Genomic DNA, 14,486 nt, shown 5'->3' with positions numbered 1-14,486 from the left:
CGCGATGATGTTCATTCTGGCCATGCTTGTCGCCGCGGCCGCGGCCTATCTGGTGGTCGCCCTGGCCAAGCGGCGCCCGTTGACCCGTGGCACTGCCGCGTTCGATGCCCCAGCGGAGGTGCAAGCCGCGGCGCGGCAGATCGGCTACAGGCCCAAGGCAGCGTCACATCCCGTTGACGCGATCGACGATACCGCACTCTGCGTGGCCGCCATGGCCACTGCTTTTGCGCAGATGGACCAAACCACGGAAAACGCCACGCACGAACGTGTGGCCCTTGCCCTCGGCAAGCACCTCAAGCTCGGCACCGAAAATGCGCAGGCCCATGCGACCGTCGGCGGCTGGCTCGCCGGTCAGTGCGACAGCCCCACGTCGGCTTTCGATCGACTGACCAAGCGGCTCAAGCGGCTCGACCACGGGCCATGGTTTGACCGTTTGATGCACGTACTGGGCGACGTCGGGCGCGCAAAGGGTATGCCAAGCCCGCAACAGGCCGACGCGCTCGGCGCCTTGGCACGCGTGTTCCGCACCGCATGACGCTGCCCTACACCTACCAAAGCCACGGCAGACAGCCGACGACGATCGCCGTCGTGCTGGCCATATGGGCCGCGCTGCTGGCGGCGTGGTATTTTCTGGACGCGGCGCTCTGGATCATCGGTGTGATTGCCGCGTTTACCGCCCCCGCGGTTTATGACATCGCGGCCAATCCGGTTGCACGCTTCAGCCTGTCGCACAGCCATCTCGTGTGGCAGGCCGACAGATCGGATGCCGATATCGACAACCGGCAAATCGATCACCTCCGGCTCGACACGCGGCTGGACCTGTCTATCAGGCTGAGCGTTGTTTTGCCCAACGGGCGCAAGCTGCGCGTCCCGCAGCCCGCAACGCCGCCCCCCCGCGAGCTGGAGCAGGCCGCCGCACTGGCCGGGCTCACGCTAAAGCGGCATCATTTCTCGCTGATGGGCTAGGGGCGCGGGCGCGGGCGCGTCGCGTCCAACCGCTTGCAATAGGTCTGCCGTTTCAACCAGTTGGCCATATCGGCGCGTTTGCGCGGGTTGCGCATCGGGCCCCAATCCGCGGACACCCCGCGCCACCTCGAATCGCGCCCGTGGATAACCCCGTCGCGCTGCACCGTATGGGCCATGATCCGCACGCCGCACGACAGGTTCGCCGCCCCGTTCTTGAGCGCCTCGCCCGTTCCGACATTGCATTGATAGCCCCGCGCGGTCGCAGGAAGGATCTGCAGCAAACCGTACCATTTGCCGCCGCCCCCCACCGCCCAGGGTTTGTAAGTGCTTTCGTGCTTGGCCAATGCCGACATGTACCCCACCCAGAACGCCCGCCGCTTGGCATCGTTATTGGCGCTGTAGGCGGGACACCAGCTTTCGATATCGCGCGGGACCATATCCACCAGTGGTTTGCCGTGGTCCTTGAGCGCACTGAGAGCGGCGCGGGTCCATACCGCGTGGCCCGTCATATGTTGCCAGCGGGTGCGCGGCACCGCACCGTTGCGCGCGGGCGGACGGGTGGTGATGACCAGCTGCGGACCCGACTGGGTCACGGCGACACCGTCGGCATCCTCTGGCGCACCTTCGGCGGAAACGCCCAGATCGGCGGGCGTCACCGGCCCCGCGATATCGGCGCGGACAGGCACGTCTGTCGTGGGCGACGTTTGCTGCGCGCTTGCCACAAAGGGCCATGCCACCAGAACTGCACATACGATACGAATCTTCATGCCGCACTATGGGGGTGGCGCAGCACGCCGCGCAAGAGCGTGCAACCCATCCGCGAAAAGCCGCCAAGTCACGCGGGAAAAACGAAAAAACGCCCCGCAAGCATCGCAGGTTGACCAAAGCAGTGCCATTATCGCGCCCCAAAGGGATGTCATTCTCATTTTGTCACCGGTGATCCATCACCCCAAGGGAGCCTCCATGCCGTCCATATTCTCGCTCTTCAAGGCCCGGTCGACATCTCCCGAAGCGTCATCGCGCAGCCCCTTTTCCCGGTCCGAAATCCGTGACAAAGCCGCATTTCTCGCGCCCCAGATGCTGTCGATCCCCTGCCCCGATCCCACCGCCGAAGAACGCACACGCGATGCCCACCAGAACCGCGCGCTGCGCTTGGTGCGGCAGGAAAACTGGACGGCCCTGTCAAAACTGATTGTCGAAAAGGACGCCGAGCGGGAAATGACACCCGGTGGTATGGCCGTGGCCGAATTGATGGCCTTCGGGGCGCGTGCGGATGTGGTGCTGGCAGCGGAACATGCGTTGCTGGACCGCGAACCCGAGCACGACGCCCCCCTCATGAGGGGCATCGAGGCGCTCGAATATGTGCTGGCGGAACATCCCGCCGACCACGTCATTTCCTGCATCGTGGCGCAGGCCCATATGGATATGGCGTGGGCGTGGCGCGGCATCGGATGGGATGTCGAGATTGCCCGGCGCAATCGCGAGGCGTTCGAGGCCCACTTCGAACGGGCCCGCGATATTCTCGCCACCGTCACGCGGCATGCGGCGACGTCGCCGCTGGTGGCGGGTACGATTTGCGGGCTGCTGGGCAGCGGCAGCGAAACCCAGCGCATCATCGCCGACCGGTACGAGACGCTGATCGACCTGAACCCCCATAACACCGGGCCTTTTCGCGCACTTGGCACACACATGCTGCCGCGCTGGCACGGCAGTTACCAGGGCCTGGAACTCGAAGCGCGCCGCACGGCGGTGCGCACCCGCTCGATCTGGGGCGCGGGGGGATATGCCTGGGTCATGTTCGACGCCATTTCCGCCGATGATGAAGCCTGCGCCCGTCTTGATCTGCCCTTTTTCGTCGAAGGCTTGCACGACATTCTCAAGCGGCGGCGCGATCCGCATACCGCGAATCTGCTGGCTGCCTACTGTGCGAATACGATGGGGCACGCCTGTTCCGGCAACGATTCCGCCGATTACGTGCGCGTGCAGATTGCGGACTGTGCAAACTGGATCGTCCGCGAGCACCTGACAGAACTGCATCCGATGATCTGGGCCCATGCCGCCGAAGGGTTTGCCAACAATCTCAGGGTCAGCTCTCCCAGCCGCTTTGCCAATTCGGGTCAGGAAGACGCCATGCGCATCATCGCGGGGTTGTTCCAGACAGAGATCGAGAACGGCAAAAGGATCGTCTTTACCGAAAAAGGCCCGATCGCGATGGCGGCCTGATCGCCAACGTTTCGCCGTCTAGGCGCGCAGTTGTTGGGGGGCCTGCCCCTCGACGATCGCGCGGCGGGGCAGATAGATGCGAAAGGTCGTGCCTTCGCCTTCGATACTGCACATATCCACACGCCCGTCGTGCATTTCGACAATCGCCTTAACGATGCTCAGCCCCAGACCCGTGCCGCGCACACGCTTCGTCTGTGCGCCCTTGGCTTGCGTGAACCGCTCGAAAATCGACGCCTGCGCCTCGGCGGGGATGCCCTGACCAAAGTCCTCTACAATGACCACGTCCTCTTCCGGCGTCTGCTCCAGCGCGAGCCGGATATTCCCGCCTGGCTTTGAAAACTTGGCGGCATTGGTCAACAGGTTCGTCAACACCTGCAACATCCGGTTGGGATCGCAGGTAATCGAACGCGCTTGCGGCGCACAATCGACCTGCAACGTGACATCGAACTGTTCCAGATATCCGGCATTCGCATGCTCCGCTTCGGAAAAAAGATGTGCCGCGTCATAGTCTTGCATTTGAAAGCTCATCTGGCCGGCCGCGATCTTCTCCAGATCCAGCATGTCATTGACAATCAGGACCAATCGGTCCGCGTTGCGATGCGAAATCTCCAGCAATTCCTTGACCTTGTCCGGCACGTCGCCCGCAGCGCCCGACAGCACGAGACCGATGCCGCCCTTGATCGACGTCAGAGGAGACCGCAACTCATGCGTTACGGTCGCGGTGAATTCGTTCTTCGCCTTTTCGAGCGCAAGCTGGTCGGTGATATTGCGCTCGACCGACACAAAGCGGCGTTTGCCGCTGGCCGTCGTCATCAGCTGCAACTTCACCTCGTAGGGATCATCGTAGATCTCGGAAGTATAGCATATTTCCTCGACCTCACCGGCAAGCAGCGGCGCCGCACGCGCAAGAAACGTATCGCGGTCAAAGGACGGGTTGGACAATTGCAGCGTCTTGTCGATGTAGTCGGTATCCGACCAGCCCCACCGCCGCTTGGCCGCCTCGTTCATGTAGGTATAACGCAAAGTATCGGTGGTGAACATGAACAGCTCGTCCTGAAACAGGTTCATGGCCTGCTGCATTTCGCGCTCGTGCTGCGACTGCTTCGTGGCCGTGATATCGGTCCTGACAGACACGCTTTTGACGTGGTTGCCGTAGGCGTCGAACAGCGGATAGAGCGTTGCATGCACCCAGATGATATTGCCGTCCTTGCACCTCAACCGCTGCTGGCCACGCCACGATCGCCCGCTCAGCAGTGTGGCATGAATTTCGCCGAAAAGTGCGGCATCGCCTTCGGAATAGAAATCCGAAATACAGCGCCCGCGCATCTCCTCGGCGCAATAGCCGAGCGTTTCGACAAACAGATCGTTCACATCGAGAATACGGCCCTCGTGATCGGCGACGCTGACGATGGAATGGGTATGGAACGCCTTCAGCTCATGCTCGACCAGAAGCTGGTTTTGCATGTCGTCGCGGGTGATCAGTTCAAAGCCGAACGGCTTGAGACCCCTGCGCAAGAACCGGCCAATCATCTGTCTCACAAAGCTGCCTCCACCAGCCGACATCGTTTGCGCGAACACGGCACCACGTCAAATTGCACGACCTCGCGGTCTGTGCCCCATCAAATGCCCTGCCGTCCTACACGACAGTTCTTTCCAAAGTGTAACCAGCACACCGAATGGCCGGCGCTGCCGTGCTGGCCCTTGCAGCACCGCCTGCGCCCCGCTAAACCCTGCGCTGACGCACAACCATCCGCCAAGGTGACCCATGCTTGATCTGACATACGAAACACCGAAAATCCGCACGATCGCTGGGGCCAAGCAGGACTGGGAGCTGGTCATCGGCATGGAAGTGCACGCGCAGGTGCAGTCGAACGCCAAACTTTTCTCTGCGGCCTCCACCCAGTTCGGCGCCGAGCCGAACGCGAATGTGGCCTTCGTGGACGCCGCGATGCCCGGCATGCTGCCCACCATCAACGAATACTGCGTCGAACAGGCCGTGCGCACAGGGTTGGGCCTGAAGGCGCAGATCAACCTGATGTCCGCCTTCGACCGCAAGAACTATTTCTACCCCGATCTGCCGCAGGGCTACCAGATCAGCCAGCTGTACCACCCCATCGTGGGCGAAGGCGAAGTGCTGGTTGAAATGGGTGACGGCACGGCCCGTCTGGTGCGCATCGAACGCATCCACCTCGAACAGGATGCAGGCAAATCCATTCACGACATGGACCCCAATATGTCCTTTGTCGACCTCAACCGCACGGGCGTGGCCCTGATGGAAATCGTCAGCCGACCCGACATTCGCGGCCCCGAAGAGGCCGCCGCATATCTGGCGAAACTGCGCCAGATCATGCGCTATCTCGGCACCTGCAACGGTGACATGCAGTCGGGTGCCATGCGGGCGGATGTCAACGTCTCCATCTGCCAGCCGGGCGCATACGAAAAATTCCAGGGAACGGGTGATTTCAGCCATCTCGGCACCCGCTGCGAGATTAAGAACATGAACTCCATGCGCTTTATCCAGCAGGCCATCGACGTCGAGGCCAAACGCCAGATCGCCATTGTCGAGGCGGGCGGCGAAGTGGTGCAGGAAACGCGCCTGTTCGATCCCGACAAACAGGAAACCCGCTCCATGCGGTCTAAGGAAGAAGCGCATGATTACCGCTATTTCCCCGATCCCGACCTGTTGCCGCTGGAAATCGAACAGTCATGGGTCGATGACATCGCCGCATCCCTGCCCGAATTGCCCGACGCCAAGAAATCGCGCTTCATCAATGACTTTGGTCTTTCCGACTATGACGCCAGCGTGCTCACGGCCGATCTGGATTCGGCGGCATACTTCGAGGCGGTCGCCCAAGGGCGCGATGGCAAGATGGCTGCGAACTGGGTCATCAACGAACTCTTCGGCCGGCTGAAGAAAGACGAGAAATCGATCACCGACAGCCCGGTGACCCCGGACCAGTTAGGCGGGGTCATTGACCTGATTGCCTCTGACGCGATTTCCGGCAAGATCGCCAAGGATCTGTTCGAAATCGTCTATACCGAGGGCGGCGACCCTGCCGTCATCGTCGAAGAACGCGGCATGAAACAGGTCACCGACACCGGTGCGATCGAAGCTGCGGTGGATGAGATCATCGCCGCCAATCCCGATCAGGTCGCAAAGGCCCGCGAGAACCCCAAACTGGCGGGCTGGTTCGTGGGTCAGGTGATGAAAGCCACGGGTGGCAAGGCGAACCCCAAAGCGGTCAACCAGCTGGTCGCCGCGAAACTCAGGGGATAATTCCACCGTCGGCGGGTAGCGCGCGCAGCCCTACCCGCCCAATACGGCACACAGCCTGTCGATGGCCCGCCGCACGTGCGGCAAATGGCGGTCGTCCTGATGCGTCACGATCCACTGGTCATGGCTCAGCTGGTCGATCGGGGCACCGCGCATCTCCAGCCCTTCTTCCCGATCCCCGATAAACCGTGGCAACAGCGCAATCCCGATACCCGCCCGCGCCAGATCGAGGCTGTTGCGCGGCGCGCTGACTTCGCAAATGGCATCGTCGCCGATTTCCCGGTCCAGCCAGCGCGCCGAAGGCGTGTCCGCCATGACCTTGATCCATCGATCCGGCGCGCCCGGCGCCGCATAGGGCGCAAAGTCGATCCGCTGTAGCCTTCGGCCCGCCAACCCCTCTTCATTAGGCCGTTTGTTGCGAAAGCCCACGGCAACTTCGCGGTGCGGGATATTCGCGATGTGTTCGTCGGCGATGAACCGCAACCGCAGGTCGGCTGGCGTTCCCGTCAGCGCCGCCAGATGCGGCATCAGCGCGAGCGTTGTCCAACTGCCTGCCGAGACCTTCACGAGGGGCAACCCAGCCGAAGGGCGCAAGGACGCCACCCGCGTCAGTCGCGCCTCGACCTCGTCCAGCTCCGCCCGCAATGCCCGCCCCTGCGCGGTCAAGGCATAGCCGCGGTCGTGCCGCACAAACAGCTCCACCCCCAGCGCCTGCTCGAGCGCCAGCATCCGCCGCCCCAGCGTGGCCGCACTGCGCCCCGTGGCGCGCGCGGCAGGTGACAGTCCCCCTTCGCGGGCGACATGCACGAAAAGCTGCAAATCGCTCCAGTCGGGCGTCGTATGCTGCTCAGCCTTTTCATTCATGAAACGATCCCTTCAATCCTGATCATTCCATAGCACATGCATCCCCCCTATTCCTAGCTGCGACACCCCGCCAGCTCGAAAGGATCATCCATGCAGCCCCGCACACCGAATATGAGCACACCCACGCCCTTCCCCCGCGCCCGCCGCAGCACGGCACAACAGGCCGAAGACACTTTCTACGAAGTGCACGGCACCGATTGGGGCTGGGCGCGCCGACAGATCGTGCGCGCAATCCGCGCCCTGCCCGCGCGTCCGCGTCATCGTATAACCACGCGCAATCCCGCGCCCTGACCTCTCGCCCCTTGCCCGGTGCCGTGCTAGCGTCCGGCCATGCATGACACTCTCCCCTTCAAATCCGCCCCGATGCAGGTTCTGCCCGACTGGATCGACTTCAACGGCCACCTGAATATGGCGTATTACTCCGTCCTGATGGATCAATGCGCCGATCAGGTCTATCCCTCGCTGGGCTTCGGGCCCGACTATCGCGACCGCACCGGCTGCACGACCTATGTGGCGGAATTCCACGTCTGCTATGTGCGCGAATTGCACGAAGGCGATCGCGTCTGGGCCAGCTTCCACCTGCTCGATCACGATGCAAAACGCTTTCACAGCTATCAGGAACTCTTCCACGAAGACGGCTGGCTTGCCGCGACGGGCGAGGCGCTGACGCTGCATGTGGATCAATCGGGCGATACACCGCGCGTGGCTCCGATGCCCGAGGATGTCTCGACGCGGCTGGCGATGATGCAAGAGGCCCACAGCGTGCTGCCCCGCCCCGCGCGTGCGGGCCGCACGATCGGTATCCCCCGCCGCCCTGCCGCCACGCCCTGACACAACAGGCACGATACAACCGCAGCACGGTTTCCTTTCTGCGGACCGCAGGCTACAACGCGGCAAACAGGATCCAGGGACCAAAACGTCATGCCGCGCTATGAATATAAAGTCGTGCCCGCCCCCCAAAAAGGGCTCAAGGGCAAAGGTGTACGCGGTCCGGAGGCGCGGTTTTCGAACGCCCTGCAGGAATTGATGAACGGGCTTGGCGGCTACGGATGGGAATATCTGCGCGCCGAAACGCTGCCGTCCATTGAACGCAGCGGGCTTGCCTCGACCACCACCGAATGGCGCAACGTTCTGGTGTTTCGCCGGCCCCGCACCGGTGACGTGGAAGAGTTCCAGCCCGAGCTTCTGCCGGCGCCCGATCCGCTCGATGAGGTCGCGTTTGACGATGACGAGATTCCGCCCCCCTCCGACGCTGTGAAAGAAGCGCTCATCAACGGTGACCCCCTGCCCGACAACGGGGTCGAGGACACCCAGAGCGACAGCCGCATCGGATCGTCCTTGAACGTATTGGCCCGCGCCCGCAGCCTCGTGTCCGGCACCACGGAAACCGCGGCGAAGGCGGATGACACAGACACAAGCGACGATGGCGCGGGGGATACATCGCCCGCCAAACCCGCGTTCAAGGACGACTGACCGCCCTAGGGCGCGATATCCAGCGACAGCGCGTGAATGCGCGCAATCAGATCGGCCCCCAGCGCCGCGTGGACGGCGCGGTGTTTTGCCACACGGTTCAACCCGTCGAATTCCGGCGCCGTGATTGCCACGTCGAAATGCGTCTCGCCGCCCTCGCGAAAGCCTGCATGGCCACGATGCGCTTCGCTGACGTCCTCGACGGTCAGCCGCGACACCGTAAAGGCACCGCGCAGGGCTGTTTCAATCTCGTCTGCGACCGGCATGATCCCTCCAATGGGGCGGATTTTTTTGCACCGCCCCCTTCCCTCTGACGCCCCAAGGTTTAGACTGAGCGGCCTGAGTCGGAAAGGTGCAACACCATGCAAAAGAACGATCCCTTCGGTTTTGATATGTCGGTCTCTTCCGCGAAGAAGAAAAACCCGCGCGGCCGCCGTGGCATGTCCGGGGCGTCCGAGACATCTGTGCGCATCTGCGATCACGACGGCTGCGACGAGCCGGGCAAGTTCCGCGCCCCCAAAGCGCCCGATGTGCTCGACGACTACTTCTGGTTCTGCCAGCAGCACGTGCGCGAGTACAACACCAAGTGGAACTTCTTTGACGGCACGACCGAAGCCGAGATGAACGCCAAACTGTCGGAGGGTAAAGTGTGGGAACGTCCCACCAAACCGATGGGCGACCCCGAGCAGCGCGCGTGGGCGCGTCTGGGCATCGAGGATCCGCATCAGGTGCTCGGCGCCAACGCCACCCGCAATCCCGGCAAGGGGCCGCAGGCAGGCCGTCGCCTGCCCGCCACCGAACGACGCGCGCTGGAGATACTGGACGCCAAGGACAACCTGACCAAACCGGAATTGCGCAAGGTCTACAAAGGGCTGATCAAGGTACTGCACCCCGACATGAACGGCGGCGACCGCAGTCAGGAAGAACAGTTGCAGCAGGTCGTCTGGGCGTGGGACCAGCTCAAGATAAGCCGCAATTTCAAGGACTGATCCGCGCGCGCTCTAGCGCAGCGGGAACGGCCAGTTCATGCGCGGGGGCATCCAGCCTTCGCGCATTTTTCGTGCCCCCAGATGCAGCAGCGCCATCAGCACGGCCCAGATGCCGACCGCAGCCCCGCTCATCGACGCATCGATGATCGCAACAACGCCAAGCCCCCAGCCATGGAATTGGCCATACCCCATCCCCAGCAATCCCGCACCGACCGCGCCCCCCAGCACCGTCATCAGCGCGCCGCCCAGAAACGCGACCGCCCAGCCCCACCCGCGGGCGTGACCGAACGCATCCGCACACAGCAGCGCCGCCACCCCGGCCCCCGGTATGGCCATGGCATGCACCCACCCCGCCGGCAGATACTTGGCCGATGGGCCGCCCACCGTGACCATCGCCACTGACACGATAAGGCCGGTTACCGCAGCGGCGGCCGCGAAATAGAGACGGGGTTCGTTGGCAAGTCGTGTGATTGGCATCTGACGGGATCCTCATGTTTGATATGACAGGACCTGTCTGACACCCCGACCGCGCAGATGATCGCGGTGTTTCGTGCAGCGTTTGTGCAGCTCGCCCCACACGCGCCACGCAACTGGCCTTACCCGCCGGTACAAATTGCCCCTTCCCCTTGCACCCGCACGATATATGTTGCATCCGCAATGCAGTGACACCCCGCAGGCGGGGCCAAAAAATGGGATGATAGAGATGGCTGACGGCGCACTGGACTTGAACGCGAAACCGACCGAAGACATTTCGGTGCGCGACGTCTTTGGCATCGACACGGACATGATGGTCAAAGGCTTCGCGGAGCGCACCGAACGCGTGCCCGAGCTGGACAATACCTACAAGTTCGATCCCGATACCACGCTCGCCATCCTCGCCGGATTCAGCCACAACCGCCGCGTTATGGTGCAGGGCTACCACGGGACAGGCAAATCGACCCACATCGAACAGGTGGCAAGCCGCCTGAACTGGCCCGCCGTGCGTGTGAACCTCGACAGCCACATCAGCCGGATCGACCTGATCGGCAAGGACGCGATCAAACTGCGCGACGGCAAACAGGTCACCGATTTTCAGGAAGGCATCCTGCCGTGGGCGCTGCGCAACCCGACCGCGATCGTGTTCGATGAATACGACGCCGGCCGCGCCGATGTGATGTTCGTGATCCAGCGGGTTCTCGAAGTGGACGGCAAGCTGACGTTGCTGGACCAGAACCAGGTCATCGAACCCCACCCCTACTTCCGCATCTTTGCCACGGCCAACACCGTCGGTCTGGGCGATACGACAGGCCTGTATCACGGCACCCAGCAGATCAACCAGGGCCAGATGGACCGCTGGTCGCTCGTCTCGACGCTGAACTACCTCAGCATCGACGCCGAAAGCGCGATCGTCCTGTCGAAGAACCCCCATTACAACACCGCAGAGGGCCGCAAGACCGTCAAACAGATGGTCACCGTCGCCGATCTGACCCGCACCGCATTCATGAACGGCGATCTGTCGACCGTCATGTCGCCGCGGACGGTGATCGCATGGGCGCAAAACGCCGAAATTTTCAAGAATGTCGGCTATGCCTTCCGCCTGAGCTTTCTCAACAAATGTGATGAGCTTGAGCGTCAGACCGTTGCGGAATTCTACCAGCGCCTGTTCGACGAAGAACTGCCGGAAAGCGCGGCCAGCGTCAGCCTGGGGTAACCCCACGGGCCTTTGGAACAAGAGAAAAGCCGCAGTCGGGGACAACGACTGCGGCTTTTCAATTATGGCACCGCATTCCGGGGAGAAAAAGCGCGATACCATGCTGGTGTGATGCGACGTTTAGCCGTCAACAACACCGTCTGCTGGCTGCGCGGCGTCGGTCTGCGCACGCTGTTCTTCCGCCGTCACGAACGCGGGCGCCGCTTCGAGATCTTCTTTCGTTGCGTTGCTCATCAAGCGCGTCAGCCCGTCTTCGGTCTGCATCGTCTCAAGGCTCGCCATCTCGACGGCCACGTCCTTTTCACCCAGACCAAGGAAGCCGCCCACACCAATCACCACACCTTCGACAGAGCCGTCGAGGTTCAGGATCAGGTCGTTGACCTCACCGATCACTTCGCCACCGCTGGAATAGATGTTCGAGCCGATCAGGTCCTCGGCCAGCACGGTGCTGTCGGATTGCATCACAATCTGCCCTTCGACGGGCTTGGCTGTGTCCTCGACATCGGCCGTTTCGGTGGTGTCATCCATGTCCATCGTGGGTGTGGATGCCGTGTCGGTATCTTCTTCCATGTCGGTCGAAGTTGCGGCGTCGGCCGTATCGGTGACGGGCATTTCCGCGTCATCCTCGGTGCCCTCGGCGACCTGCTCGGTCGTCTCCGTCAGCGCGGCGTCATCCTTGGCGGGCATCTCCATTTCGGTTTCGGTTTCGGACGCTTTGTGGGCATCGGCCAGGGCAAAACCGGGGGCAGCCGCCATCAGGGCGACAAGGGCGACGGTGCTGGATTTCTGTGTCAGGAAGTTCATTGCTACTCTCCAAATTTTTTATAGGTCTGACCGGTCCGCGACCGCCTTGCGGGGTCACGGCCCGTTGTTGTGATCGCCCAACCGCGCAGGGCAGTAATTGGTTCCGCCCCCCGCACTGGTCAGGGCAGGATCTTGCCATATTTTGCCTCGAAGGGCGGTTTTTCGCCCCTTTGACGCCCCGCCCAAAACCTGCCAAACCTAATCTTGCAATTATCCGGAAATGGCCCGATGACGAAATCAGACAATCCCGCCGACGCGTTCAAGAAAGCGTTGGCAGAAGCCTCCAAGGTGATGGCGAATGATCCGGAGCTGACGGTCAGCTACTCCGTTGATCCGTCAGGGCTTTCCGGCGATTCCATGCGCCTGCCGCAGGTCACGCGGCGGATGACGCGCGATGAGGTGATGCTCGCGCGCGGCACCGCGGATGCGCTGGCCCTGAACCGGCGCTATCACAACGGGCAGACCCACGCGCGCTACCAGCCGCAGGGCGAAATGGCGCGGGATCTCTACGAGGCGATGGAAACGGCCCGCTGCGAAGCGGTCGGCGCCCGTGACATGCCCGGCACCGCCGGCAACATCGACGCCAAGATCAAGCACGAAGCGCTGCGGCGCGGCTATGATCAGGCCAAACAGGCCTCCGATGTGCCGCTCGCCACGGCGGCGGGGTATCTGGTGCGCCATCTGGCCACCGGACGGCCCCTGCCCTCGGGCGCCGAGAATGTGATGGAGCTGTGGCGCGGGTTCATCGAGGACCAATGCGGTGGCACGCTCGACGGTCTGGAAAATGCGCTCGATGATCAGGCGGCCTTTGCCCGGTTTGCCCGCCAGATGATCACCGATCTGGGCTATGGCGACCAGTTGGGCGATGACCCTGACGGCATGGACGAGGATCAGGAAGACGAGGCCGAGGAAGGCAGCGAAGAGCAGGACGATCCCGACAGCACCGGCAGTGACGACCAGGATCAGGAAGATGCCGATGCATCGCCCGAGCAAAGCCAGGAAGAACAGCAGGACGCCAGCCAGGCCCAGGTGTCGATGGACGACATGGCCGATCAGGAGCTTGGCGAGGAGGCCGAGATGCCGGAGGGCGAGGCCCCGATGGAGCCGCCTGCCCCGCAGCCCGTTTCCGATGCCGATCCGAACTATGCCGTCTACATGTCCGAGCACGATGAGGTCGTGGGCGCCGAAGAGCTGGCCGAGCCGGTCGAGCTGGAACGGTTACGCGCCTATCTCGACCAGCAGCTCGAGCCCCTGAAAGGCGCTGTAAGCCGCTTGGCCAACAAACTGCAACGCCGCCTTCAGGCCCAGCAGAACCGCAGCTGGGAATTCGATCTCGAAGAGGGCACGCTTGACGCCGGTCGGTTGGCCCGTGTGGTGGCCAACCCCACCACCCCGCTCAGCTTCAAGGTCGAGAAAGACACCGAATTCCGCGACACCTGTGTGACGTTGCTACTGGACAATTCCGGTTCCATGCGGGGACGCCCGATCTCGATCGCGGCGATCTGTGCCGACGTTCTGGCCCGCACGCTGGAGCGGTGCAATGTCAAGGTCGAGATCCTCGGGTTCACCACACGGGCCTGGAAGGGGGGACAGGCGCGTGAGGCCTGGCTCAATGACGGTCGCCCAACCGGCCCGGGCCGTTTGAACGATCTGCGCCACATCATCTACAAATCTGCCGACGCCCCATGGCGCCGGACGCGCCCCAATCTTGGGCTGATGATGAAAGAGGGCCTTTTAAAAGAAAACATCGACGGGGAAGCGCTCGAATGGGCCCACCGCCGAATGGTCGCGCGCAGTGAAGCGCGCAAAATTCTCATGGTGATCTCGGACGGGGCGCCCGTGGACGACAGCACATTGTCGGTCAATCCGGCGAACTATCTCGAAAAGCACCTGCGCGACGTGATCGAAATGGTCGAAAAACGCAAGGCGGTGGAGCTGCTGGCCATCGGCATCGGACATGACGTGACCCGGTACTATGACCGCGCCGTGACGATCACGGATGTGGATCAGCTGGCGGGGGCGATGACCGAGCAGCTGGCCGCGCTGTTTGACAGTGATCCGCGGGCCCGTGCGCGCGTCATGGGCATCAAACGCGCGAGTTGAGAGTTCGGGATTGAGTTTATTCGGCAAGATGAAGGCTGTGGCGGCGTGATGTGACCCCGCCGCTGCGCCATGACGCGAAAGGATACCCCATGCACGATGACGC

General features: G+C 62.7%; 16 protein-coding genes. 10 read left to right on the top strand and 6 right to left on the bottom strand.

The features are described from left to right. The first annotated feature begins 4 nt into the window (after positions 1-4). Entirely contained in the window at positions 5-535 is a 531-nt protein-coding gene (locus K3756_RS06685) for a hypothetical protein (protein WP_259992126.1), read from the top strand. Beyond that, positions 532-966: a hypothetical protein gene (locus K3756_RS06680; protein ID WP_259992124.1), complete on the top strand. Its 435-nt coding sequence runs from the start codon at positions 532-534 to the stop codon at positions 964-966. Before K3756_RS06685 ends, K3756_RS06680 begins: the two co-directional genes overlap by 4 nt. On the opposite strand, the gene K3756_RS06675 is transcribed toward K3756_RS06680, so the two are convergent. Then, positions 963-1,733 carry a lytic transglycosylase domain-containing protein gene (locus K3756_RS06675; protein ID WP_259992122.1) on the bottom strand — a complete coding sequence of 257 codons (771 nt, stop codon included), beginning with the start codon at positions 1,731-1,733 and terminating at the stop codon, positions 963-965. The genes K3756_RS06680 and K3756_RS06675 overlap by 4 nt on opposite strands. A 196-nt stretch (positions 1,734-1,929) precedes the next feature. Between K3756_RS06675 and K3756_RS06670 the strand changes: the two genes are divergently transcribed. Beyond that, positions 1,930-3,189, top strand: coding sequence for a hypothetical protein (locus K3756_RS06670; RefSeq protein ID WP_259992120.1), 1,260 nt, complete (start codon positions 1,930-1,932; stop codon positions 3,187-3,189). 18 nt (positions 3,190-3,207) lie between these two features. Here the strand turns inward: K3756_RS06670 and K3756_RS06665 are convergent, their stop codons facing one another. Beyond that, positions 3,208-4,719, bottom strand: coding sequence for an ATP-binding protein (locus tag K3756_RS06665; RefSeq protein WP_259993504.1), 1,512 nt, complete (start codon positions 4,717-4,719; stop codon positions 3,208-3,210). A 235-nt stretch (positions 4,720-4,954) separates the two neighbouring features. Here K3756_RS06665 and gatB point away from each other — a divergent pair, with 235 nt between their 5' ends. Then, positions 4,955-6,466, top strand: a complete 1,512-nt coding sequence (gene gatB / locus K3756_RS06660) for an Asp-tRNA(Asn)/Glu-tRNA(Gln) amidotransferase subunit GatB (RefSeq protein ID WP_259992118.1) — start codon at positions 4,955-4,957, stop codon at positions 6,464-6,466. Between the two features lie 30 nt (positions 6,467-6,496). Here gatB and K3756_RS06655 read toward each other — a convergent pair whose 3' ends face one another. Continuing rightward, positions 6,497-7,327 carry a LysR family transcriptional regulator gene (locus tag K3756_RS06655; RefSeq protein ID WP_259992116.1) on the bottom strand — a complete coding sequence of 277 codons (831 nt, stop codon included), beginning with the start codon at positions 7,325-7,327 and terminating at the stop codon, positions 6,497-6,499. A 90-nt stretch (positions 7,328-7,417) separates the two neighbouring features. Here K3756_RS06655 and K3756_RS06650 point away from each other — a divergent pair, with 90 nt between their 5' ends. The 3 genes from K3756_RS06650 (at position 7,418) to K3756_RS06640 (ending at position 8,800) form a co-directional block, all read left to right on the top strand. Beyond that, positions 7,418-7,618 carry a hypothetical protein gene (locus tag K3756_RS06650; RefSeq protein WP_259992114.1) on the top strand — a complete coding sequence of 67 codons (201 nt, stop codon included), beginning with the start codon at positions 7,418-7,420 and terminating at the stop codon, positions 7,616-7,618. Positions 7,619-7,657: 39 nt separating this feature from the next. Next, entirely contained in the window at positions 7,658-8,158 is a 501-nt protein-coding gene (locus K3756_RS06645; RefSeq protein ID WP_259992112.1) for a thioesterase family protein, read from the top strand. A gap of 90 nt (positions 8,159-8,248) precedes the next feature. Continuing rightward, positions 8,249-8,800, top strand: coding sequence for a DUF4177 domain-containing protein (locus tag K3756_RS06640; protein ID WP_259992110.1), 552 nt, complete (start codon positions 8,249-8,251; stop codon positions 8,798-8,800). Positions 8,801-8,805: 5 nt separating this feature from the next. Here the strand turns inward: K3756_RS06640 and K3756_RS06635 are convergent, their stop codons facing one another. After that, positions 8,806-9,063, bottom strand: a complete 258-nt coding sequence (locus K3756_RS06635) for a BolA family transcriptional regulator (protein ID WP_259992108.1) — start codon at positions 9,061-9,063, stop codon at positions 8,806-8,808. A 96-nt stretch (positions 9,064-9,159) separates the two neighbouring features. Between K3756_RS06635 and K3756_RS06630 the strand changes: the two genes are divergently transcribed. After that, positions 9,160-9,786 (top strand): J domain-containing protein, encoded by a 627-nt coding sequence (locus K3756_RS06630; RefSeq protein WP_259992107.1) that lies wholly within the window; start codon positions 9,160-9,162, stop codon positions 9,784-9,786. 12 nt (positions 9,787-9,798) lie between these two features. Here the strand turns inward: K3756_RS06630 and K3756_RS06625 are convergent, their stop codons facing one another. Next, positions 9,799-10,263, bottom strand: coding sequence for a hypothetical protein (locus K3756_RS06625; protein ID WP_259992106.1), 465 nt, complete (start codon positions 10,261-10,263; stop codon positions 9,799-9,801). Between the two features lie 226 nt (positions 10,264-10,489). Here K3756_RS06625 and cobS point away from each other — a divergent pair, with 226 nt between their 5' ends. After that, on the top strand, positions 10,490-11,476 hold the full coding sequence (cobS, locus tag K3756_RS06620) for a cobaltochelatase subunit CobS (protein ID WP_259992105.1): 987 nt from the start codon (positions 10,490-10,492) through the stop codon (positions 11,474-11,476). A gap of 120 nt (positions 11,477-11,596) precedes the next feature. On the opposite strand, the gene K3756_RS06615 is transcribed toward cobS, so the two are convergent. Continuing rightward, positions 11,597-12,280 carry a PRC-barrel domain-containing protein gene (locus tag K3756_RS06615; RefSeq protein ID WP_259992103.1) on the bottom strand — a complete coding sequence of 228 codons (684 nt, stop codon included), beginning with the start codon at positions 12,278-12,280 and terminating at the stop codon, positions 11,597-11,599. A gap of 228 nt (positions 12,281-12,508) precedes the next feature. Here K3756_RS06615 and cobT point away from each other — a divergent pair, with 228 nt between their 5' ends. Further along, positions 12,509-14,383 (top strand): cobaltochelatase subunit CobT, encoded by a 1,875-nt coding sequence (cobT, locus tag K3756_RS06610; RefSeq protein ID WP_259992100.1) that lies wholly within the window; start codon positions 12,509-12,511, stop codon positions 14,381-14,383. The last annotated feature ends 103 nt before the right edge of the window (positions 14,384-14,486 follow it).

It is taken from the genome of Sulfitobacter sp. S190, from assembly GCF_025141935.1.
Classification (GTDB): domain Bacteria; phylum Pseudomonadota; class Alphaproteobacteria; order Rhodobacterales; family Rhodobacteraceae; genus Sulfitobacter.
Note: the sequence above shows the minus strand (reverse complement) of the source record. Positions and strands in the feature narration are given on the sequence as shown.

What these genes read in the sequence shown, in the direction of transcription:
- K3756_RS06630 (WP_259992107.1), top strand. Translation starts at nt 9,160, where the DNA reads ATGCAAAAGAACGATCCCTTCGGTTTTGATATGTCGGTCTCTTCCGCG.
- K3756_RS06650 (WP_259992114.1), top strand. Translation starts at nt 7,418, where the DNA reads ATGCAGCCCCGCACACCGAATATGAGCACACCCACGCCCTTCCCCCGC.
- K3756_RS06665 (WP_259993504.1), bottom strand. Translation starts at nt 4,719, where the DNA reads ATGATTGGCCGGTTCTTGCGCAGGGGTCTCAAGCCGTTCGGCTTTGAA.
- K3756_RS06625 (WP_259992106.1), bottom strand. Translation starts at nt 10,263, where the DNA reads ATGCCAATCACACGACTTGCCAACGAACCCCGTCTCTATTTCGCGGCC.
- K3756_RS06655 (WP_259992116.1), bottom strand. Translation starts at nt 7,327, where the DNA reads ATGAATGAAAAGGCTGAGCAGCATACGACGCCCGACTGGAGCGATTTG.
- K3756_RS06685 (WP_259992126.1), top strand. Translation starts at nt 5, where the DNA reads ATGATGTTCATTCTGGCCATGCTTGTCGCCGCGGCCGCGGCCTATCTG.
- cobS (WP_259992105.1), top strand. Translation starts at nt 10,490, where the DNA reads ATGGCTGACGGCGCACTGGACTTGAACGCGAAACCGACCGAAGACATT.
- K3756_RS06640 (WP_259992110.1), top strand. Translation starts at nt 8,249, where the DNA reads ATGCCGCGCTATGAATATAAAGTCGTGCCCGCCCCCCAAAAAGGGCTC.
- cobT (WP_259992100.1), top strand. Translation starts at nt 12,509, where the DNA reads ATGACGAAATCAGACAATCCCGCCGACGCGTTCAAGAAAGCGTTGGCA.
- K3756_RS06635 (WP_259992108.1), bottom strand. Translation starts at nt 9,063, where the DNA reads ATGCCGGTCGCAGACGAGATTGAAACAGCCCTGCGCGGTGCCTTTACG.
- K3756_RS06675 (WP_259992122.1), bottom strand. Translation starts at nt 1,733, where the DNA reads ATGAAGATTCGTATCGTATGTGCAGTTCTGGTGGCATGGCCCTTTGTG.
- K3756_RS06670 (WP_259992120.1), top strand. Translation starts at nt 1,930, where the DNA reads ATGCCGTCCATATTCTCGCTCTTCAAGGCCCGGTCGACATCTCCCGAA.
- K3756_RS06680 (WP_259992124.1), top strand. Translation starts at nt 532, where the DNA reads ATGACGCTGCCCTACACCTACCAAAGCCACGGCAGACAGCCGACGACG.
- K3756_RS06645 (WP_259992112.1), top strand. Translation starts at nt 7,658, where the DNA reads ATGCATGACACTCTCCCCTTCAAATCCGCCCCGATGCAGGTTCTGCCC.
- gatB (WP_259992118.1), top strand. Translation starts at nt 4,955, where the DNA reads ATGCTTGATCTGACATACGAAACACCGAAAATCCGCACGATCGCTGGG.
- K3756_RS06615 (WP_259992103.1), bottom strand. Translation starts at nt 12,280, where the DNA reads ATGAACTTCCTGACACAGAAATCCAGCACCGTCGCCCTTGTCGCCCTG.